This is a genomic window from Gammaproteobacteria bacterium (assembly GCA_016195665.1).
Lineage (GTDB): Bacteria > Pseudomonadota > Gammaproteobacteria > SURF-13 > SURF-13 > JACPZD01.
The window spans coordinates 238,322-259,079 of record JACPZD010000001.1; the positions used below are offsets into that span (position 1 = coordinate 238,322).

The following is a 20,758-nucleotide window of genomic DNA, read 5'->3' on the forward strand; positions in this document are numbered from 1 at the left end:
CAACGCGCCGCGATCATCATTCGATAATAAACAAGGGCTGACCATATTCCACCGGCCTGCCGTTCTCGACCAGAATCGCGGTGATCACGCCGGCCTTGTCCGCCTCGATCTGGTTGAGGATCTTCATGGCCTCGATGACGCACAATGTCGCGCCGACCTCCACCTGTTGGCCGGTCTCGACGAAGGGCTTGCTGCCCGGCGCGGGGGAGGAATAATAAGTTCCCACCATGGGCGCGGTGACCGTGTGGCCGCGCGGCGCGGCTTCGGCAGGCACGTTGGTTTTGCCTAATTCACCCGCCGCTGAAACGGGAGCGCCGCCGCCGGGTGCGATGTGAGTATGTGTAACGACCGGCGAGCCGCTCTGCCCATAGCGGCTAATGCGCACCGCCTCTTCACCCTCGCGGATCTCGATCTCGGCGATGCCGGACTCTTCGAGCAGCTGGATCAGCTTTTTGACTTTGCGGATATCCATGTCAGCCTGCCTTGCCTTTCGCGGAAAGCTGCTGCAGCGCGGCCTGTAAGGCCAATTCGTACCCCACCGCCCCCAGCCCGCTGATGACGCCGGCGGCAATGTCGGAAAAATAGGAATGCTGCCGGAATGCTTCGCGCGCGTAGATATTGGAAAGATGCACTTCGATAAAGGGGATACGCACCGCGCTCAAGGCGTCGCGTAACGCGACACTGGTATGGGTAAACGCAGCGGGATTAAATATGATAATGTTCACGGCTTCGTGGGCAGCCGCCTGAATGCGCTCCACCAGCTCATGCTCGGCATTGCTTTGAAAGCACACCAATTTATGCCCCGCGGCCCCGGCTATCTGCACCAGCCGGGCATTGATGGCGGCCAATTGGGTATCGCCATAAAGCTCCGGTTCGCGGCTACCCAGCAGGTTGAGATTGGGCCCGTGCAGTACTAATAGATTTGCCATGATATTATTGCTTAATGAATACTCTCTGGACATTGTGCATACTGCAATAACGTTTGTCCAGCTTTTGGTTAAATGCCGGAAATTCGACGTAGATCGCTACAGTTTCTGTTAATTTGTCTCAAAACATAGGAATCAGAGTGTGAACAAACTCAACAATTGGCTTGCTGCAGGGCTGACGTTATTCCTTCTATTATTCACCCCCTCTCCGCAGTTGCTGGCCGCAGAAATCAGCCTCCAGCCCAAACTTGCGAAAACCACCGAGCGGCTGATTGTTAAGCTGCGCGATCCGGCAGCCGCGGGACAAGTCCACGGATTGAGCAGCGACCGATTGCACGGCCTCAGCGTCAAGGCCGGTGTGACTTTGTCATATCAGCGTGCCATGGCTGGGAACCTGCAGTTGCTTAAACTGCCGCGCCGCATGAACCTGGCCGAGGCGCAAACCGTCACGCGGCGACTGCAGGCCGATCCAGGCGTGGTATATGCCGAGCCCGATCAAATCAAGTTTCCAAGACTCGTTCCCAATGACACGGGATACTCCAACCAGTGGCATTACAAGGCGCCTACTGACGAGACCGGCGGGACAAACCTCCCGGGAGCCTGGGACATCACGACCGGCTCACCCGGCCTCACGGTCGCGGTAATAGATTCAGGTATCCTGCCCCATGCCGACCTCGCCGGCCGCACGACGTCCGGCTATGACTTCGTTTCCGAAGATGCCCCCGGCGTGTTTCTCAGCGCCAATGATGGTAACGGCCGCGATCCAGACCCCACCGACCCCGGCGATTGGATCAGTTCGGAGGAATCTCTCGGAACCGCGGCGGGGGGGTTCTTCAGCGGATGTAGTGTCAGCGACAGCGATTGGCATGGCACCCACGTGGCGGGCACGATCGCCGCTGCAACCAACAACGGCGCCGGGGTCGCGGGCGTAAACTGGGGATCGAAGGTGCTGCCGGTGCGGGTACTTGGCAAGTGCGGAGGCTATGATTCGGACATCCTCGACGCCATGCGCTGGGCCGCGGGTCTTTCCGTACCCGGCGTTCCCAGCAATCCGAATCCCGCCAGGGTACTCAATATGAGCCTGGGCGGCGGATCAAGCGGATGTAGCGCGGCTTACCAAGACGCTATTAATCAGGTCAATGCGGCGGGGGCGGTGGTGGTGGCGGCGGCGGGTAATGGCAATACGGTATCCAATTCCAGCCCCGACAGTTGCAACGGCGTGATTAACGTCGCAGCGACCAATCGCTTCGGCGGCAAGGCCTCCTACAGTAACTTCGGCGATAAAGTGGCCCTCAGCGCGCCGGGCGGCGAGGCCTTTTCTAACTTTGATCCCAACGGTATTTTGTCCACCTACAACACCGGCACCACGACGCCTGCGGCGGACACGTACGCATACCTGCAGGGCACCAGCTTTGCGGCGCCGCACGTCGCGGGCATCGCCTCGCTGATGTTGTCGGCTAATCCTAATCTGAATCCAGCTCAGGTGCGTTCCATCCTGCAATCCACCGCACGTATCTTCCCTCCAGGTTCGACCTGTAACACCAACCTGTGCGGCGCCGGCATCGTCAACGCCGCGGCGGCGGTGGCGCAAGCGCGCGACCTGGCCTCCCCCGGCCCCCAGACCGGCTGGTGGTGGAACCCAGCCCAGAGCGGCCGCGGCTTCACCATCGAAGTGAGCGGCAACAACATGTTCATGGCGGGCTATCTGTACGCCGACGACGGCCGCGCCACCTGGCTGGTCTCCACCGGGCCGATGACTAGCTCCAACCTGTACAGCGGCAAATTGCTCTCCTTCGGCGGCGGGCAGACCTTGAGCGGGACTTTTAAGTCCAACACTCTCACAAACGGCGACGTAGGCAATATCACCTTGCAATTTATTGACGCCACCCACGGCACGCTCACCTGGCCGGGCGGCGCCATCCCCATCGAACGCTTTATATTCAGTTCAGGCACACCCACCTTTCAGCCCGAGACCGGCTGGTGGTGGAACGAAGCCGAAAGCGGCCGCGGTTTCGCCATCGAGATTCAAGGCAATACGTTGTTCATGGCCGGTTACATGTACGACGACAGCGGCAATCCGGTTTGGTATGTCACAGAGGGCGCGATGGCTACACCCACCCTTTATCAGAACGCTTGGCTGCAATTCGCCAACGGCCAGACTCTGACGGGGCCATTTAAGCAAAACCAGCTCATCAACGGCAACGCGGGCGGTATCACTCTACAGTTCAACAGCTCAACGACCGCCACGCTGACCTTGCCGGGCGGCCGGCGGATTCCGCTGACACGGTTCAGGTTTTAGCTTCCGTCATAACCGCTACACCGCGGAGGACGCGGAGGGAAAACTATTTTGATCTTATTTCTCTGCGTGTCTTTGGCGGTTTGTGTATTTTCCTTTGCGTTCCTCTGCGCCCTCTGCGGTGAAAAGGTTTCATCACCGAGGAGACGGAGGGAATTTTGAGTAGAATACAAAACTTGATCCTCCGTCTCAGCGCCCACGCATAGGAGATAACAATGTCAGCATGGCTTTACCTCGCCGCCGCCATTCTTTTTGAGGTGGCTGGCACCTTCTCGATGAGGATCTCCGAGGGGTTTACTAAACTCGCACCATCCACACTGGTGTTTGTCTTCTATACGGTCTCGTTCATCGCCATGGCCTTCGCCATCAAGCGGATAGACCTCAGCGTGTCGTATGCGATCTGGTCGGCGACCGGCACGGCGCTGATTGCGACAATCGGCATCGTCTACTTCGAAGAACCGCTGACGGCGCTAAAAATCTTCTCCTTGCTCCTGATTATTTTAGGCGTGATTGGGTTAAACTTGGGCCCCACAGAACACTAAGCAGCTATTTAAGGAAGGAGTGACAGATGACTCACCGCAGCGCCGTAATCGAAACCAACAAAGGCACGATACGTTTTGAATTGCTGGAAACGGACGCCCCAAAAACCACCGAGAATTTCATCACACTCGCCGGGCGCGGTTATTACGACGGCGTGGGTTTCCACCGTGTCATAAAAGGCTTCATGATCCAGGGCGGCGACCCGACGGGCACGGGCCGCGGCGGCGAATCGGCGTGGGGCGGGCGCTTCAACGACGAGATCGTCCCCCAATCGGAGTTGTACAAACAGGGCTACAAGGCTGGCACGGTGGCGATGGCCAACGCCGGGCCGAACACCAACGGTTCACAATTTTTCATCATGCACGTGGATTATCCCCTCCCGCACCAGTACGTCATCTTCGGTCGTGTCACTGAAGGTCAAGAGGTGGTCAACGCCATCGCCAATGTCGCGCGGGACCGCAACGACAAGCCCGTTGAACCGGTGGTGATGGAAAAGGTAACGATAGAATAGAAGTCAAAACCCTATCACCGCAGAGGACGCGGAGGAATCCGACCAAACGGGTTTGTCTCTCTCTGCGTCCTCCGCGGTGAAGATTTTACCGGTCTGAGCACGCCAGCATAGCTTCCACCACCGCCGGCCAGGCGGCGCGGAAATCCCGGTCATCGGCGCCGGGCCGCATCGGGATGTTGAGTTTGGCGCCCGCTGCCGCGCCGCGTCCGTGTTCGTGGGCCGCCCCGGTGCCCGGATAGAGATACCTCCCGTCCTCGTGCAGATCGGCAAAGAACATCTCGGGATCGTCTTCAAAGGCGTAGTACACGCCGTCGCCGTGATGGGCGTCTATGTCCACATAGGCGACACGCCTTATACCGTGCACCACCCGCAGGGTCTCGATCACCACGCCGCAATCGTTGAACACGCAGAAACCCGCCGCGCCGTCGCGGCGCGCGTGGTGCAGCCCGGCAATGGGCACGAAGGCGCGCCGGCACTCGCCGCTTAGCACCCGCTCCATCGCGGCCAGCGACGTGCCCACCACATAGGCCGCCGCCTCGTAGACGCCGGGAAAGGCCGGGGTGTCGCCATAGTCGAGAAAGCCCTCGCCGCTCTCCGATTGCGCCTTCACCCGCTCCACGTACTCGTGGCCGTGAAAGCGCTCGATCTGCTCCTGCGTCGCCAGCGCCGGCGCACAGGTCTGCACCCGTTTATCGAGTCCGAGCCGCACCGCCTCATCCCAAAACGCCTGCATGCGATCGGACCCAAACGGGTGGCCGTGACCGAAACCGTAGCGGGCCAGTTCATCGCCTACAAAGACGCAGACCGGACTATTCATGCCTGTTAATGAAAATTAATGAAATAGTTGTTGACAGCGCTGCCTCATTTTGTACTATTAGCGCACTCAATGTACACGAGTGCCGCCCGCGGCAAAACCGCGGGGATCATTAACCCAACATCAAGGAGTCACTGGACGATGCTGAATCAACTTGACGAACCTCCCGGTAGTCGCCCGCGCGATACCCGTTTGCGATGGAGTGAACCGAATTCCACGCCTGACAATGTGCTCACCCTCCATGTCAACACGGCCTTCCCCAACCGTTACCTCGCCATCGAAGGCCACAAGCTGTATCCCTTCACCACCGATATCAAACCGTTGTTCGAGACCTATCAGCGGCGCAGCCAAGTCCCGCTCTCCGATTACACCTTCGCCAACAACATCATCTGGCTGTCGCAGAAGAGCGGCTTTTATCAGATCATCGAAGACTGTTTTTGCCTGTTTTGCCTGACCGGCGACGGGCTCACCATGCCGCTGCCGCCTCTCGGCGCGCCCGAGCGTCAATACGCCGCGCTCGCCGCCTGCTTCGAGATCATGGACGGCTACAACGCCACACCCTATCTCGGTAAGGTCGAATTCGTATACCGTGATTTTCTTCAGGTCATGCCGCTCCACCTCGAGGAAGACACCGTATTCCCGACCGTGAGCGGCGGCGCCTGGCTGGTGGAACGCAGCCTGCCCGATTACATCTATTCGACCTCCGACCTGATTGGGCTCAAGGGCAACGCCTACAAGACCAAGCGCAGCGAGATCAATCAGTTCCGGCGTATCCACCCCGATCACCACATGGAGACCCTGGGCCCGCAGCACTGGGACGGCATCCGCGATCTGGTCAACACCTGGCTGCAGAATCGCCTGAAGTACCTGCCCCCGACGGACATCGCCAATTTTCTCTGCACCGCCGAACTGGAACGCACCGCCATCAACCGCGCGCTGGAGCATTACGACCCACTGCAACTGGAGGGCCTGTGCCTGTTCATCGGCGACCGGCTGGAGGGCTTCACCTTCGCCGAGCGCATCACGCCGGATGTGGCGAGTGTGCTGGTGGAAAAAACCAACTTCATGATCCCCGGCGCCGCGCAGTATCTGTTCCGCGAACTGGCCAAGACCTACACCGACTGCACCTACATCAACGTGGGCGACGATCTCGGTCTGGAAAACCTGCGCAAGGTCAAGATGAGCTACCGGCCCGCCTTGTTCGGCGAGAAGTTCACCTTAACCCGCCACTGTGCTCCACGCTGACAGCCTCGCATTTCAGACGGCGGTTGAGATTAATCATTCGGATGGCGGGATACGTCCCGCCCGGCTGGATGATCTGCCCTCGCTGCTGGAACTGGAACGGCGCTTCCCCACCGACCGGCTGTCGCGGCGCAGCCTGCGGCGGCTGATCCTACAGACTCAGACCGGTCTGTTTGTCTATGAAGAGAACGGCGTGGTGATAGGTGACATCGTGGTGCTGTACCGGCGCAATTCCACGCGCGCGCGCTTGTACTCGCTCATTGTGCATCCAGCCTGCCAAGGCCGCGGCATTGCCACGGCCTTGTTGAGCGTTGCCGAGCGTGCGGCCACTCAACGCGGCTGCGATGTCCTGTCGCTTGAGGTGCGGGCAGACAATGGCGCAGCGTTGCACCTCTACCAAAAGATGGGCTACACCGTGATCGCACGGGTGGAAAATTATTACGACGATCAGTCTCCCGCATTGCGCCTGGAGAAAGAAGTAGGTCGCTCCTGCGCTTTCTTCGCTTCGCTTCCCGCTGCGCTCGAAAGGCCAGGGTGTACGTCCTGTACACCCGTTCGGTAGCCTTGCTGCCTCACCCATGCGCCCGCGACATTCGCAGAACCCTTCGCTGCGCTCTTCCCTGTGCAGCAGTCGCTCCTGCGCATCCGTGCGCCCGCGACATTCGCACGTCCCTGTGCAGCACAAGTAGTAAGAAATAAGGGGCGAATATCCAGTATTATATTCGCCTTGTCACTTGCCAGCTGTAACTGTCTCTATGGCCCAATACATCTACACCATGAATCGCGTCGGCAAGGTCGTGCCGCCGAAGCGCGAAATCCTCAAGGACATCTCTCTGTCGTTTTTCCCCGGCGCCAAGATCGGCGTGTTGGGTGTAAACGGCTCCGGCAAATCCACGCTGCTACGCATCATGGCGGGGGTGGACAAAGATTATCTCGGCGAGGCGCGCCCGCAGCCGGGGATTCATATCGGTTTTCTTTCACAGGAACCGCAGCTCGATCCGGCCAAAGACGTGCGTGGCAACGTAGAAGAGGGCATCAGCGAGACCAAGGCGCTGCTGGATCGCTTCAATGAAGTGAGCATGCGTTTCGCAGAGCCACTCAGTGATGATGAAATGAACGCCTTGCTCGAAGAGCAAGCCAAGTTACAAGACGCGATTGACGCCGCCGGCGCCTGGGAACTGGAACGCACCCTGGAGATCGCAGCCGACGCCTTGCGTCTGCCGCCGTGGGAAGCGGATGTGACCAAGATTTCCGGAGGTGAACGCCGCCGCGTGGCGTTGTGCCGATTGCTGCTCTCCAAGCCCGACATGCTGTTGCTCGACGAGCCCACCAATCACCTCGACGCCGAATCCATCGCCTGGCTGGAGCGTTTTCTGCACGACTACCCGGGCACGGTGGTCGCGGTGACGCATGACCGCTATTTTCTCGACAACGTCGCGGGTTGGATACTGGAATTGGATCGTGGTCACGGTATCCCGTGGGAGGGCAACTACTCTTCATGGCTGGAGCAAAAGCAAAAACGCCTGGAGGTTGAAGAGAAGCAGGAGACTGCACGGCAACGTGCCATGAAGGCCGAGTTGGAGTGGGTGCGCACCAATCCCAAAGGTCGGCACGCCAAGAGCAAGGCGCGCCTGGCGGCGTTTGATGATCTCGCCTCGCAAGAGGTGCAAAGACGCAACGAGACCCAGGAATTGTATATCCCGCCCGGGCCGCGCCTCGGCGACCTGGTGGTGGAGGCAAAAAACCTGCGCAAGGGTTACGGCGACCGCCTGCTGATTGATGATTTGAGTTTCAGTCTGCCGCGCGGCGGCATCGTCGGCATCATCGGCCCCAACGGCGCCGGCAAGACGACCCTGTTCCGTATGATCACCGGCCAGGAAAAACCCGATGGCGGCACCTTGCGCATCGGTGACACGGTGCAACTCGCCTATGTGGATCAGTCGCGCGACTCGCTGGACGGCAAGAAAAATGTCTGGGAAGAACTCTCCGACGGTCAGGACATCATCACGGTCGGTAAATTCGAAATGCCCTCGCGCGCCTATGCGGGGCGTTTTAACTTCAAGGGCAGCGATCAGCAAAAGCTGGTAAAGGATTTATCCGGCGGGGAGCGCAACCGGCTGCATCTGGCCAAGCTGCTCAAGAGCGGCGGCAATGTACTGTTGCTCGACGAACCCACCAACGACCTCGACGTCGAAACGTTGCGCGCCCTGGAAGAGGCGCTGCTCGGCTTCCCCGGCTGCGTCGTGGTCATCTCCCACGACCGCTGGTTTCTTGATCGCATCGCCACCCACATGCTCGCCTTCGAGGGCGAGGGTGCAGTCGTCTGGTTCGAAGGCAATTACGCCGACTACGAGGCCGACCGCCACCGCCGCCTCGGCACCGACGCCGACCAGCCGCACCGGTTGAAGTATAAAAAACTCAGCCAGTGAAGCGCTCGAGGTAGTTTCGGCCTGCAACATCAAGATACAAGATGTGACTCCCTATTTCGTGTCGGCTAGAGCGCGAGTGACGCCAGGTTGGGCTGATGTGTACGATTACAGAAGCTTACGAAACTGCTCGACTGTAAGTCCAGCGTCACGAACGATACCGCCAAGCGTGAAGGCGTTAACTGGGTTATGCCGAGGGATAGTGAGGATACGCGTACCGTTCGACATGACGATATGCTTGCTTTGACGCACAACGCCGAAACCGGCCTTTTCGAGGGCGCGCACAACATCAAGATGATTGATGCCAGGGATTTTTGGCAAGGGTTAGACTGTCACCTCAACTTCACGAACTCTCTCACCGCGAAGCTGTTCCTCGACGACAGCAAGATACTCGCTGATGGCATCCTTGATGTTTTCGATGGCCTCGGCCTCGGTAGCCCCCTGCGACCAGCAACCCGGCAAGCCGGGCACAGAGACGGAAAATCCCTCATCGGATTCGTGTAGAGCGATGCGATAGCGCATAGTTCCTCCTGCGAAAGTCTCAGTATAGCACTGCGCCTCTCATAGCCCAACAGCGCGAGCGCGTACGCAAGATAGCTTCAAGATAGCAAGATAGGGTCAGGCCTTTACTTTACAAGATAGCACAAGATAGCACAAGATAGGGTCAGGCCTTTACTTTATATTATCCCTTGTATAATATTTCCTCATGACCCGCCCGCTCCGCCTCGAATTTCACGGCGCCGTTTATCACCTCACCGCCCGGGGTGACCAGCGCGAGGACATCTTCTTCGACGACGCCGACCGGCTGATCTTCCTTGACCTCCTGGCGAAGGAAGTACACCAGCAGCACTGGCGGCTCTACGCCTATTGCCTCATGAGTAACCACTACCATCTACTCATTGAGACTCCCGAGGGCAACCTGGTGAACGGCATGCGCCGACTCAATGGCGTCTACACCCAAGCCTTTAATCGGCGCCACGGCCGAGTTGGCCATGTCCTGCAGGGCCGCTACAAGAGCATCCTCGTGGACAAGGACGCTTATCTTCTGGAACTGGCCCGCTACATTGTACTCAACCCGGTGCGGGCCGGCATGGCTCAACGCGTCGAGGACTGGCCCTGGAGCAGTTACGCCATCACTGCGAGTAAGCGTGAATCGCCGGGCTGGCTTGATGCCGAGTGGATCGTAAAACAATTCGGCACCGACCCCAGCGCCGCGCGACAAGCCTATCGCCGCTTTGTGCGTGATGGCGTGGACGGCGCCTCGCCATGGGGAGCCCTACGCGGCCAAGTCTATCTAGGGGAAGACAAGTTTCTCGCGCGTATGGAAAGGCTCGCGGTGGAACAAGACAAGCAAGGTATCCCGGCAAGCCACCGCCAGCCGACGCGCCCCGACGCGGAGGCGGTGTTGACAGCGGTGGCAAAGGGGTTTGGCGTCACACCGGAGCAGGCGCAAAATCGCAGCCATCAGCCGGCATTTCAAGCTTGGGTTTATTTTCTACGCCGTGCGGCGAATCTAAGTCTGCGCGAGGCAGCGGATAAAGCGGGCATTTCGCCCGGCCGCATTTCGCAGATTCAGCGGACGATTGAGGCAGCGGAACCTGAACCGGTGCTGGCTGGATTGAAGCGCAGATATAAGGTAAAGACCCTTTACTTCCCTTCCTTGGGGTAGTATCCCCTTATCTGGGTGTCCGGAAAACCGGGGGTATCTCACTCCCATTATTCTCTCCTTGTGACTCTTAACGTGAAACTAACCGGCGTGCGGCGCCGTCGTCGCGCGTCCGGTTGAGTGACTTGCTTAGCGCCTCTAATTCCGCTTTCAGGTTTTGTGCAACTGTTTCTGCTTCTCTCGAAAAAGACTCAATGTCCTCTATGCTGAATCGGCGTTGCCGATTTGTATATTTGTAAATTTCAGTAACGAAATCACTTTTTTCGAAATCAACGTAAATTTGCCAAGGATTATGTACGATCGCATTGCGTTGGTCCGATAATTTCTCAGCTCTTGAGATAAGCACCTTTGCTTTTTCTATTGGGCTTGCTTCAGTGCCAAACTTCTCTACGAGCTTGGCAAGAATTTTGAGTCGAGGTTTGAAGTTTTGGTCACCTACAAGGTATAGGATGTCTTCACTCGACAGGCGTTTGATGTATTCGTAGGTTAACCATTCAATCTTTGCGAAAGCCCATATAGCCTCACCGAGCTTTCGCGCAAGATCCTCACCGAGCTGTTCGAGAAAGTGCTTTTCTTCCATTGTGTCGTCGACGTGATATTGGTAGCGCTAACTTAATATATGGACTCCCCCATTTTGCAAGGATGTCTGGTTTTTGGTTCGAGATTCTGACTGCAGTAATATATCCAGCCTGTTGTTGAGCTTGTCTGCTCTGGCCCTGATGACATTCGCGCACGGGTGCCTCATTAGTAGAGCGGCCTGTGTTGCGGCCATTCTAGTTGTCAGGTTTGGCCCGCGCGAGGTTCAGCCTCGTTCCATCACTCCATCCATCCACGCAATCGGCGGTGGGGTATCCTCCGTAAACTGTTTGTGAAAAAGTCCGGCTTATGCGGCCAGCCGGTAGTCTGTTTCTCTGGCCAGCGTCGCCCAGATGATGCGGGCATTCTTTTACGCCTATACGGCTAGATCATTAATTTAATTAAGTGTAAATCAATAGACTATATTGCCTTATCAATATGCTCTTCGGGAATGTACGCTCCCCCTCATCTCTGATCAAGGCTGGCGCCGGGCAAAAAAACGGGCGCTTGCGCGCCCGTAAATTCACCCTAATGGAGTTGGGAGTAACCGGTTATAAGTTATAACCGCGTTCGTTGTGTTGCGAGAGATCCAGGCCTTCGGTCTCCTGTTCTTCGTTGACCCGCAGGCCCATCACGGCGTCCAAGACCTTGAGGATGATGAAACTCACCACCCCGCACCAGACGATGGTCATTAATACGCCTTTGAATTGGATGAAGACCTGCGCGCCGATGGCGAGGTCGGCCTTGGAACCGCCCAAGCTCGCTGCGGCGAACACCCCTGTCAGCATGGCGCCGACAATGCCGCCCACAGCGTGCACGCCAAAGGCGTCGAGTGAGTCGTCATAACCCATGGCGCGCTTCAAGCTGGACGAGGCCCAGAAGCAGATCACACCGGCCGCCGCGCCAATCACGATGGCGCCCATCGGCCCCACAAAACCCGAGGCCGGTGTAATGGCGACGAGGCCCGCGACGGCGCCGGTCACGATGCCTAATACGCTGGGCTTGCCGTGTTTCAGCCATTCGGCAAACATCCAACCGAGCGCCGCGGCGGCGGTGGCGATCTGCGTCACGGCCATCGCCATACCTGCGGTGCCGTTCGCCGCCACCGCGCTGCCCGCGTTGAAGCCGAACCAGCCTACCCAGAGCATACAGGCCCCGACGACCGTCAAGGCAAGATTGTGTGGGGGCATCGCTGTGGTGGGATAACCCTTGCGCTTGCCCAACACCAGGGCCGCTACCAAGCCTGCAATACCGGCATTGATATGCACAACGGTGCCGCCGGCGAAGTCGAGCACGCCCCAGTCCCACATCAAGCCGCCGTCGCCGCTCCACACCATGTGCGCAATGGGGGCATACACCAGCGTCAGCCACAGCCCTATGAACCACAACATGGCTGAAAATTTCATGCGCTCGGCAAAGGCGCCGATAATCAGCGCGGGGGTGATGATGGCGAAGGTCAACTGGAAGGTGAAGAACACGGTCTCCGGGATCGTCATTGTGAGTGAGTCCACCCCGACGCCGCTCATGAAGGCCTTGTTGAGGCTGCCGAAAAAGGAGTTGAAATTCGTCACCCCCTTTTCCATGCCGCCGGTATCGAAGGCGAGGCTATAGGCATACAGCGCCCACAGCACCGTGACCAGCGAGGCGATGGCGAAACATTGCATCAACACCGAGAGCACATTCTTGCTCCGCACCATGCCGCCATAAAACAGCGCCAGGCCGGGTATGGTCATGAGGAGCACCAACGCGGTGGAGGTCAGCATCCAGGCGGTGTCGCCCGAGTTCAGCGAGGGCGCCGCGGCGGGAGGCGGCGCGGACTCAGAGACGGGCGCAGCCTCGGGAGGAAGCGCTTCTTCAGCGAGCGTCCATGACGAGAGGCCTACGCCCATTACCAGCAATAGAACGCTCCAAATCGTTTTGTTTTTGAAAATCTTCATGTGGTTAACCCTCATCATTAGAGTGCATCCTTACCGGTCTCGCCGGTGCGTATGCGCACGACCTCTTCCAAATTGAAGACGAAGATCTTGCCGTCGCCGATCTTGCCGGTGTTGGCGGCCTTGCAGATGGCCTCGATGACGCGCTCGACCAGCTCTGCGGACACCGCGGCCTCCAGTTTGATCTTGGGGAGAAAGTCCACCACGTATTCGGCGCCCCGGTAAAGCTCGGTGTGGCCCTTCTGGCGCCCGAAGCCGCGCACCTCGGTGACCGTGACGCCCTGCACCCCGATCTCGGACAAGGCCTCGCGGACATCGTCGAGCTTGAAGGGCTTGATGATTGCGGTTATCAGTTTCATGTCAGTTCCTTATTTTGGTGGGACTGTTAAAACAGACTAAACTTATAAATTGCCTCTAAACCAATGGAGTATTGGCTGTCACCCGCGCTGCCGTCATCGTCTCGGAACGCGTTGACATTGGACCAATCACGGCGCACCTCGCCCCGCAACTCAACAGCCTCGCTTGGCATGTAAGCCAAGGTAAGCGTGGCTTCCTTCCACTTTTGCACGATGCCAGTGCGGTAACCGTCTTCATCATCGAAGTATTCGCCGCGCAAAGAGAGACGCCATTGATCGTTGACCTTGTAATTGAGGTAGCCTGCTACGCCCGACCAATCCGCATCTTGGCCCAAAGCAATAGCATCTTTTTGGTTGGCGAAATCCACGTTGAGCACCACGTCCAATTGCGGCGAGGCATGGAATGTGGCGACAATATCCAATAAATTGCGCGTACCGTTGACGCCGGTGCTGCCCAATTCCTTGCCGCTGTAGACGACTGCAGACAAGGCCCAAGCACCGGAGGGAACAAAAGAGGCCGCGAACTCCAAGGTCTTTTCGCTGTTATTGTCGTCCACCACGTCCCAGCCGTTATTGATTCCGCCATAGAGCGTAACTTGATCATTCAGAGCGTAACCGAAGCGTATGCCGGTATGGGTAAAGGGAATGGCGTAACCAAACAGTATCGAGCGCGAGAAATTCACGTTATTCGGGCTCTTGATGACCTCTGCCCCCGCCAGGGTGACATATTTGCCGGCTACGGTCGTCAAAGCGCCGTCGGCGAAATAGACGTGTGCGGCTTGTACGTCGTAACGGTCGGTGAGATCCGTATCCGCGGCGCCGAATACATTGGCGTCGTCACCGAAGTTCACGTTCAACATGCCGCCAAACCCTTGCTTAGGCAGGAATGCAGCCGTTAAATCGATATTGTTCAGCCGACCGCCGTTGCGCGCGCGGTCAAATACACGGCTGAAGGTATCATTGGTAAACTGGTTGCTACGCGAGAGATAGTTGTAAGAGGCGTCCACATAGCCTGTTATAGTGAACTTGTCGGGCTCTTCTTGCGGGGCCTTTCGTACGTCCTCATGCGCACGCTCTTCGTGCGTCGTATCATCGGCCCAGACGAATAGCGGACACATTACCAGTGCGCCTACAATCAGCGCTTTTTTTGCGGCTTGCATGATAAGCTCCTCATAAATGGATGGACACAAAGACCTGGGTCTTAAGGCCCACGTTAAGTTAAAATGCCTTAACTTTGCTCAAGCGGATTAAGCAATTTCCAAGCCAGATTATTAATTTAATATTATCAAAAGGATAGAATGATGCTGGATATCCGATGCTTTATTTGAGCACCAAAATGGCGATAGCCGCCTAGGCTTTGCACCACGATGGTGCAGGCCATAGCAATCATTTTCAAGGAGGTCTTATGTCGGTTTCAACGCTACTGGACGATCTAGCCAAACAAATCAGCGAGGCCATTCCACCGGGCGCCCGCAACTTGCAGCAAGACCTCGAAAAGAACTTGCGCGCCGGGCTTAACAGTGTTTTCGCCAAGCTCAACCTGGTCACTCGCGAGGAATTCGACGTGCAGGCCGAGGTGCTGGCGCGCACCCGCGCCAAATTGCAAAAACTGGAGGAGCACGTAGCCCATCTGGAGGCGGAATTGCTGAAGGCACGCGAACAATAAGGGCAGGCTTCTAGATGTCCTTAGCCGTCGTCTATAGCCGCGCCCAGGCCGGCATCGAGGCCCCGCTGGTCACGGTGGAGGTGCACCTGTCCGGCGGCCTGCCGAGCCTGTCGATCGTGGGGTTGCCCGAGGCGGCGGTGAAAGAAAGCAAGGACCGGGTGCGCAGCGCGCTGCTCAATGCGCAGTTTGATTTTCCCGCGCGCCGCATCACCGTCAATCTCGCCCCCGCCGATCTTCCCAAGGAGGGTGGCCGCTTCGACCTCGCCATCGCTTTGGGGATATTGGCCGCTTCGGGCCAGCTTCCCTCCAAGACATTATCCCACTATGAATTCATTGGCGAGCTGGCTCTCACCGGCGAGCTGCGCAGCGTGCGCGGCGCGTTACCGGTCGCCTTGCAGACGCGCGAGGCCGGCCGCTCTCTGATTGTGCCGTTGATGAACGCCGACGAAGCCGCATTGGTAAATGGCGTTAACGTCCTGGGTGCGCGCAACGTACTGGAGGTGTGCGCGCATCTCGCCGGCCGCACACTGCTCGCCCCGCATATCTTAAAAGAGAGTTTGAACAATGAGGCCGTTATGGATGATCTTTCCGAGGTGCGCGGCCAGCAGCATGCCAAACGCGCGTTGGAGATCGCCGCCGCGGGCGGCCACAGCCTGCTCATGATCGGCCCGCCGGGCACCGGCAAGACCATGCTGGCGAGCCGCCTGTCGGGCATCTTGCCGGTGATGAGCGAGGAAGAAGCGATCGAGGCCGCCGCCATCGCCTCGATAAGCGATCAGGGCTTCACGGTCGCCGACTGGGGCAAACGTCCTTTTCGCGCGCCGCACCACACCGCTTCGAGCGTGGCCTTGGTCGGCGGCGGCAGCACGCCTCGTCCCGGCGAGGTGTCGCTCGCCCATCACGGCGTGCTGTTTCTCGACGAGCTGCCAGAGTATGACCGGCGCGTGCTGGAAGTCTTGCGCGAACCGCTGGAATCCGGCCGCATCGCCATCTCGCGCGCCGCGCGGCAGTCCGAATTTCCGGCACGCTTTCAATTGATCGCGGCCATGAATCCCTGTCCGTGCGGGTATCTCGGCGACAGCAGCGGACGCTGTCATTGCAGCGCCGAGCAGGTGCAGCGTTACAGGGGACGCATCTCCGGCCCGTTACTGGATCGCATAGACATGCACGTGGAGGTGCCCAAGGTGCCGCGCGACAAACTGCGCGCCAAATCGGATGGAACAGTGGAAGGCACCGCTCAAGTGCGGGAGCGCGTCGAACGCGCGCGAGCGGTACAGGTGCAGCGCAACGGCAAACCCAATGCCGCGCTTAAAAACCGCCAGATCGAAAAACTCTGCCGTCTCGGTGACGCCGATCAGCAGTTGTTAGAGCAGGCGATAGAACGCCTGGGCCTCTCGGCGCGCGTGTATCACCGTATCCTGAAGGTCGCGCGCACCATCGCCGATCTCGCGGGCAGTGAGGATATCCACACGGCGCACCTCACCGAGGCGATTTCTTACCGGCGGTTAGATCGGCCGGTTACCTTCTAACTCACACCTTGCCGGCCAGCTTGTCTGCCAAACCTATATAGTGCGCCGGCGTCAGCGCCAGCAGCCGCGCCTTGGCGTCCTCGGGCAGATCGAGGGTGATAATAAACTCGTGCAGCGAGTCCTTATCAATCCGCTTGCCGCGCGTCAGTCCCTTGAGTTTCTCGTAAGGCTCGGCGACGCCGTAACGGCGCATCACGGTCTGCACCGCTTCGGCCAGCACTTCCCAGTTGGAATCGAGGTCGGCCTTGATGGCCTTGGCGTTGACCTCCAGCTTGGCGATCCCTTGCAGACAGGTTTGATAGGCGAGCACGCTGTGCGCGACGCCGACACCGAGATTGCGCAGCACGGTTGAGTCGCTGAGATCTCTCTGCCAGCGGGATACCGGAAGTTTGTCGCGCATGAAGCCGAGCAGCGCATTGGCGAGGCCAAGGTTGCCTTCCGAGTTTTCGAAATCAATCGGGTTCACCTTGTGCGGCATGGTGGAGGAGCCGACCTCGCCCGCGACAGTCTTTTGCTTGAAATAGCCGAGCGAGATATAGCCCCACACGTCGCGGTTAAAATCCAGCAGCACGTTGTTGAAGCGGCTCAGGGCGTCGAACAACTCGGCCACATAATCATGCGGCTCGATTTGCGTGGTGTAGGGATTCCAGTTGAGATCTAAACTGCGCACAAAATTTTCGGCCAGCATCGGCCAGTTTGCTTCCGGGTAGGCGACCAGGTGGGCGTTGTAATTCCCCACCGCGCCGTTGAACTTCGCCAGCAGGGCGATCTCCGCGAACTGCTTGCGCTGCCGGCGCAACCGCGCCGTGATGTTGGCCAATTCCTTGCCGAGCGTAGTCGGTGTGGCCGGCTGACCGTGGGTGCGGGACAGTATGGGCTGTGCGGCGTATTTTTTGGCGAGACCTTTCAGGGCGGCGATCAGCTCATCCATCAGCGGCACGATTACCTGCTCGCGCGCCTCGCGCAGCAGCAGCGCGTAGGCAATGTTGTTGATATCCTCGGAGGTGCAGCCGAAGTGCAGGAATTCGCTCACCGCGAGGAGTTCTTTATTGTCCTTGATCTGCTCCTTGAGAAAATACTCAACCGCCTTCACATCATGATGGGTGGTGCGCTCGATCTCCTTGACGCGACGCGCGTCCTCCAGGCTGAAGCGGCTCAGAATCTTGTTGAGCTTGGCGGTGGCCTTCTCGCTGAGCGGCGCGACCTCGGCGATGCCGGGCTCCTGGGCCAGCCATTGCAGCCAGCGCACCTCGACCAGCACACGGCGCTGGATCAAGCCGAACTCGCTGAAGTAGGGACGCAGTTCGGCGGTCTTGTTGCCGTAACGTCCGTCTAGTGGGGATATGGCGGTAAGATCAGAAAGTTCCATCTAATCACTCATACTGTCAATAAGTAAGACTACACTTCCCGCTACGTCCCCGCCCCCTATGCAGGGGGCGGGACAGGGTGGGGGTAGATAAAAAACGGTGTATTTACTCAGGAGTCACAAAGTGAGACGTGTCGTCTTACTTTGTGACTCCTGAGTAGGGTAACGTTAAACATTGCGGAATCCTAGTCTAGCCTGAAAAAAAGTCCGAAAAGAGATAAAATGATGGTTTACGAATCGGATCATAAACAATGCTAGACGCTTACCGCAAACACGCCGCCGAGCGCGCGGCTCAAGGCTTGCCGCCGCTGCCGCTCGACGCCAAGCAGACCGCTGAGCTGGTGGAGTTATTGAAAAACCCGCCCGCCGGTGAGGGCGGGTTTTTGCTCGAACTGATTACCCGGCGCGTGCCGCCGGGCGTGGATCAGGCGGCCTATGTAAAGGCCGGTTTTCTTACCGCCCTGGCCAAGGGTGAGGCCTCCAGCCCGCTCATTACGCGCCAGCACGCCACCGAACTGCTCGGCGCCATGCTGGGCGGTTACAACATCCATCCGTTGATTGATCTGTTGGATGACGCCGAGATCGCTCCGCTTGCCGCGCAGGCGCTCAGTCATACGCTACTCATCTTCGATGCCTATCACGACGTCGTTAATAAGGCCGAGACGAACCCCTACGCAAAACAGGTATTGCAGTCCTGGGCCGAAGCGGAGTGGTTCACGCGCCGCGCCGCGCTACCCGATACACTCACCGTCACGGTGTTCAAGGCGCCGGGCGAGACCAACACGGACGATCTCTCGCCCGCCTCCGAGGCGTGGAGCCGACCGGATATTCCGCTGCACGCCAAGAGCATGTTGATCCACAAGATGCCCGACGCCCTTGGCGCCATAGAATCGCTTAAGCGCAAAGGTCATCCTATCGCCTATGTGGGCGATGTGGTTGGGACCGGCTCGTCGCGCAAATCGGCCATCAATTCGGTGTTGTGGCACACGGGCCGTGACATCCCTTATATGCCGAACAAACGCCAGGGCGGCGTGATCCTGGGCGGCAGGATCGCGCCGATTTTTTTCAATACGGCGGAAGATTCCGGCGCGTTCCCCATCGAGTGCGCGGTGGACAGACTCAACACCGGCGATGTGATTACCCTTCATACGCGCGCCGGACGCATCACCGATGAAAAGGGCGAGGAGCTGGCGCGCTTTGAATTGAAGCCCGCCACCCTGCCCGACGAAATCCGCGCCGGCGGACGCATTCCCTTGATTATCGGCCGTGCGCTCACCGACAGGACGCGCGAGCAGTTGGGCCTGGATTGCTCGCCGGTATTTATCCGCCCCAACCCCCTCACCCCAACCCTCTCCCAAGGGGAGAGGGGATCCCCTTCTCCCTCCGGGAGAAGGGTTAGGGATGAGGGAGGTTATACGCTTGCCCAGAAGATCGTCGGGCGCGCCTGCGGCGTCAAGGGCGTGCGCCCGGGCGCCTACTGCGAACCGCGTATGACCACGGTGGGTTCGCAGGACACCACCGGCGCCATGACGCGCGATGAATTGAAGGAACTCGCCTGCCTCGGTTTCTCGGCGGACCTGGTCATGCAGAGCTTCTGCCACACGGCGGCCTACCCGAAGCCGGTGGACATTCAGTTGCAACATGAGCTGCCGGATTTCATCCGCACGCGCGGCGGCGTGGTGCTGCGCCCCGGCGACGGCATCATCCATTCCTGGTTGAACCGCATGCTGCTCCCAGACACGGTCGGCACCGGCGGCGATTCGCACACGCGCTTCCCCATCGGCATCAGCTTCCCGGCGGGCTCCGGCCTGGTCGCCTTCGCCGCCGCCCTGGGCGTGATGCCGCTCAACATGCCGGAATCCGTGCTGGTGCGCTTCAAAGGCACGATGCAGCCCGGCATCACCTTGCGCGATCTGGTGAACGCCATTCCGTACGTTGCCTTGCAAAAAGGCCTGCTCACGCTCGACAAGCAAGGCAAGAAAAATATCTTCTCGGGACGCGTGATGGAGATCGAGGGGCTGCCCGACCTCAAGATCGAACAGGCGTTCGAATTCGCCGACGCCTCGGCGGAGCGTTCCGCCAACGGTTGCACCGTGCGCCTCAACAAAGAGCCGGTGATTGAATATTTAAATTCCAACGTCACGCTGTTGAAGTGGATGATCGCCGACGGCTATGAAGACAAACGCACCTTGGAGCGGCGCATCCAGACGATGCAGGCGTGGCTCGCCAAGCCCGAATTGCTCGAAGCCGACAAAGACGCGGAATACGCCGAGGTTCTCGAAATTGATTTGAATTTAATCAAGCAACCGCTGCTCGCCTGCCCGAATGACCCGGACAACATCAAGCCGCTCTCGGAAGTCGCGGGCGATCACGTAGACGAAGTGTTCATCGGCTCATGCATGACCAACATCGGCCACTACCGCGCGGCGGGTAAAATTCTGGAAGACGGCGGTGAGGTGCCCGTACGCCTGTGGATCGTGCCGCCCACGCGCATGGACGCCCACCAGCTCACCGAAGAAGGTTATTACGCGATCTTCGGACGCGCCGGCGCACGCACCGAAGTGCCGGGCTGCTCGCTGTGTATGGGTAACCAGGCGCGTGTGAAAGACGGCGCGACCGTCATGTCCACCTCTACACGCAACTTCCCTAACCGCATGGGTAAAAGCGCCAACGTCTACTTAGGCTCGGCGGAACTCTCCGCCGTTACCGCCAAGCTCGGACGTCTGCCGACACTCGCCGAATATAGCCAGCACGTGAAAAACATCGCGCCGCTGTCGGAGAATATTTACCGCTATCTCAATTTCAACGAGATCGCGGAATACGCGGAAACAGTCTCCGGTGGCTTCGCAGCACCCGTTTAACGGGTATCCGGCAATGTGTTGCGATGCTGTTGTCTGTGTTATAATTTAA

General features: G+C 58.7%; 20 protein-coding genes. 10 read left to right on the forward strand and 10 right to left on the reverse strand.

Translation table 11 applies throughout. The features are described from left to right. Nucleotides 1–16: 16 nt before the first annotated feature. On the reverse strand, nucleotides 17–472 hold the full coding sequence (locus HY028_01205; protein MBI3343489.1) for an acetyl-CoA carboxylase biotin carboxyl carrier protein: 456 nt from the start codon (nucleotides 470–472) through the stop codon (nucleotides 17–19). Between the two features lies 1 nt (nucleotide 473). Continuing rightward, nucleotides 474–929 carry a type II 3-dehydroquinate dehydratase gene (aroQ, locus tag HY028_01210; protein ID MBI3343490.1) on the reverse strand — a complete coding sequence of 152 codons (456 nt, stop codon included), beginning with the start codon at nucleotides 927–929 and terminating at the stop codon, nucleotides 474–476. A 139-nt stretch (nucleotides 930–1,068) separates the two neighbouring features. Between aroQ and HY028_01215 the strand changes: the two genes are divergently transcribed. The 3 genes from HY028_01215 (at nucleotide 1,069) to HY028_01225 (ending at nucleotide 4,273) form a co-directional block, all read left to right on the forward strand. Further along, nucleotides 1,069–3,225 (forward strand): S8 family peptidase, encoded by a 2,157-nt coding sequence (locus tag HY028_01215; protein ID MBI3343491.1) that lies wholly within the window; start codon nucleotides 1,069–1,071, stop codon nucleotides 3,223–3,225. Nucleotides 3,226–3,437: 212 nt separating this feature from the next. Continuing rightward, entirely contained in the window at nucleotides 3,438–3,764 is a 327-nt protein-coding gene (locus tag HY028_01220; GenBank protein MBI3343492.1) for a multidrug efflux SMR transporter, read from the forward strand. A 26-nt stretch (nucleotides 3,765–3,790) separates the two neighbouring features. Beyond that, nucleotides 3,791–4,273 carry a peptidylprolyl isomerase gene (locus HY028_01225; protein MBI3343493.1) on the forward strand — a complete coding sequence of 161 codons (483 nt, stop codon included), beginning with the start codon at nucleotides 3,791–3,793 and terminating at the stop codon, nucleotides 4,271–4,273. An 85-nt stretch (nucleotides 4,274–4,358) separates the two neighbouring features. Here the strand turns inward: HY028_01225 and HY028_01230 are convergent, their stop codons facing one another. Continuing rightward, nucleotides 4,359–5,090, reverse strand: a complete 732-nt coding sequence (locus tag HY028_01230) for an acetoin utilization protein AcuC (protein MBI3343494.1) — start codon at nucleotides 5,088–5,090, stop codon at nucleotides 4,359–4,361. Between the two features lie 138 nt (nucleotides 5,091–5,228). Here HY028_01230 and HY028_01235 point away from each other — a divergent pair, with 138 nt between their 5' ends. The 3 genes from HY028_01235 to ettA all read left to right on the forward strand — a co-directional run bounded on the left by HY028_01235 (nucleotide 5,229) and on the right by ettA (nucleotide 8,758). Then, on the forward strand, nucleotides 5,229–6,332 hold the full coding sequence (locus HY028_01235) for a DUF2156 domain-containing protein (protein MBI3343495.1): 1,104 nt from the start codon (nucleotides 5,229–5,231) through the stop codon (nucleotides 6,330–6,332). Continuing rightward, nucleotides 6,319–6,891 (forward strand): GNAT family N-acetyltransferase, encoded by a 573-nt coding sequence (locus tag HY028_01240; protein MBI3343496.1) that lies wholly within the window; start codon nucleotides 6,319–6,321, stop codon nucleotides 6,889–6,891. Before HY028_01235 ends, HY028_01240 begins: the two co-directional genes overlap by 14 nt. Nucleotides 6,892–7,084: 193 nt before the next feature. After that, on the forward strand, nucleotides 7,085–8,758 hold the full coding sequence (ettA, locus tag HY028_01245) for an energy-dependent translational throttle protein EttA (protein MBI3343497.1): 1,674 nt from the start codon (nucleotides 7,085–7,087) through the stop codon (nucleotides 8,756–8,758). A gap of 105 nt (nucleotides 8,759–8,863) precedes the next feature. On the opposite strand, the gene HY028_01250 is transcribed toward ettA, so the two are convergent. Together HY028_01250 and HY028_01255 are read right to left on the reverse strand one after the other, a co-directional pair. Continuing rightward, entirely contained in the window at nucleotides 8,864–9,076 is a 213-nt protein-coding gene (locus HY028_01250) for a type II toxin-antitoxin system HicA family toxin (GenBank protein MBI3343498.1), read from the reverse strand. 3 nt (nucleotides 9,077–9,079) lie between these two features. Further along, on the reverse strand, nucleotides 9,080–9,277 hold the full coding sequence (locus HY028_01255) for a type II toxin-antitoxin system HicB family antitoxin (GenBank protein ID MBI3343499.1): 198 nt from the start codon (nucleotides 9,275–9,277) through the stop codon (nucleotides 9,080–9,082). A gap of 184 nt (nucleotides 9,278–9,461) precedes the next feature. Between HY028_01255 and HY028_01260 the strand changes: the two genes are divergently transcribed. Beyond that, a complete protein-coding gene (locus tag HY028_01260; protein MBI3343500.1) occupies nucleotides 9,462–10,424 on the forward strand; it encodes a transposase in 963 nt (320 codons plus the stop codon). Nucleotides 10,425–10,491: 67 nt separating this feature from the next. On the opposite strand, the gene HY028_01265 is transcribed toward HY028_01260, so the two are convergent. From HY028_01265 to HY028_01280, 4 genes are all read right to left on the reverse strand, one after another. Beyond that, nucleotides 10,492–11,001 carry a hypothetical protein gene (locus tag HY028_01265; GenBank protein ID MBI3343501.1) on the reverse strand — a complete coding sequence of 170 codons (510 nt, stop codon included), beginning with the start codon at nucleotides 10,999–11,001 and terminating at the stop codon, nucleotides 10,492–10,494. Nucleotides 11,002–11,548: 547 nt separating this feature from the next. After that, nucleotides 11,549–12,886, reverse strand: a complete 1,338-nt coding sequence (locus HY028_01270; GenBank protein MBI3343502.1) for an ammonium transporter — start codon at nucleotides 12,884–12,886, stop codon at nucleotides 11,549–11,551. 65 nt (nucleotides 12,887–12,951) lie between these two features. After that, nucleotides 12,952–13,290, reverse strand: coding sequence for a P-II family nitrogen regulator (locus HY028_01275; GenBank protein ID MBI3343503.1), 339 nt, complete (start codon nucleotides 13,288–13,290; stop codon nucleotides 12,952–12,954). 26 nt (nucleotides 13,291–13,316) lie between these two features. Further along, nucleotides 13,317–14,447 (reverse strand): porin, encoded by a 1,131-nt coding sequence (locus HY028_01280; protein ID MBI3343504.1) that lies wholly within the window; start codon nucleotides 14,445–14,447, stop codon nucleotides 13,317–13,319. A 245-nt stretch (nucleotides 14,448–14,692) separates the two neighbouring features. Between HY028_01280 and HY028_01285 the strand changes: the two genes are divergently transcribed. Both HY028_01285 and HY028_01290 read left to right on the forward strand, forming a co-directional pair. Next, nucleotides 14,693–14,953 carry an accessory factor UbiK family protein gene (locus HY028_01285; protein MBI3343505.1) on the forward strand — a complete coding sequence of 87 codons (261 nt, stop codon included), beginning with the start codon at nucleotides 14,693–14,695 and terminating at the stop codon, nucleotides 14,951–14,953. 14 nt (nucleotides 14,954–14,967) lie between these two features. After that, the gene (locus HY028_01290) at nucleotides 14,968–16,482 is read left to right on the forward strand and encodes a YifB family Mg chelatase-like AAA ATPase (GenBank protein ID MBI3343506.1); all 1,515 of its coding nucleotides are present in this window, start codon (nucleotides 14,968–14,970) and stop codon (nucleotides 16,480–16,482) included. Nucleotide 16,483: 1 nt separating this feature from the next. Here the strand turns inward: HY028_01290 and purB are convergent, their stop codons facing one another. Further along, nucleotides 16,484–17,851: an adenylosuccinate lyase gene (gene purB, locus HY028_01295; GenBank protein MBI3343507.1), complete on the reverse strand. Its 1,368-nt coding sequence runs from the start codon at nucleotides 17,849–17,851 to the stop codon at nucleotides 16,484–16,486. 248 nt (nucleotides 17,852–18,099) lie between these two features. On the opposite strand from purB, the gene acnB reads away from it, so the two are divergent. Beyond that, a complete protein-coding gene (acnB, locus tag HY028_01300; GenBank protein MBI3343508.1) occupies nucleotides 18,100–20,709 on the forward strand; it encodes a bifunctional aconitate hydratase 2/2-methylisocitrate dehydratase in 2,610 nt (869 codons plus the stop codon). Nucleotides 20,710–20,758: the final 49 nt, after the last annotated feature.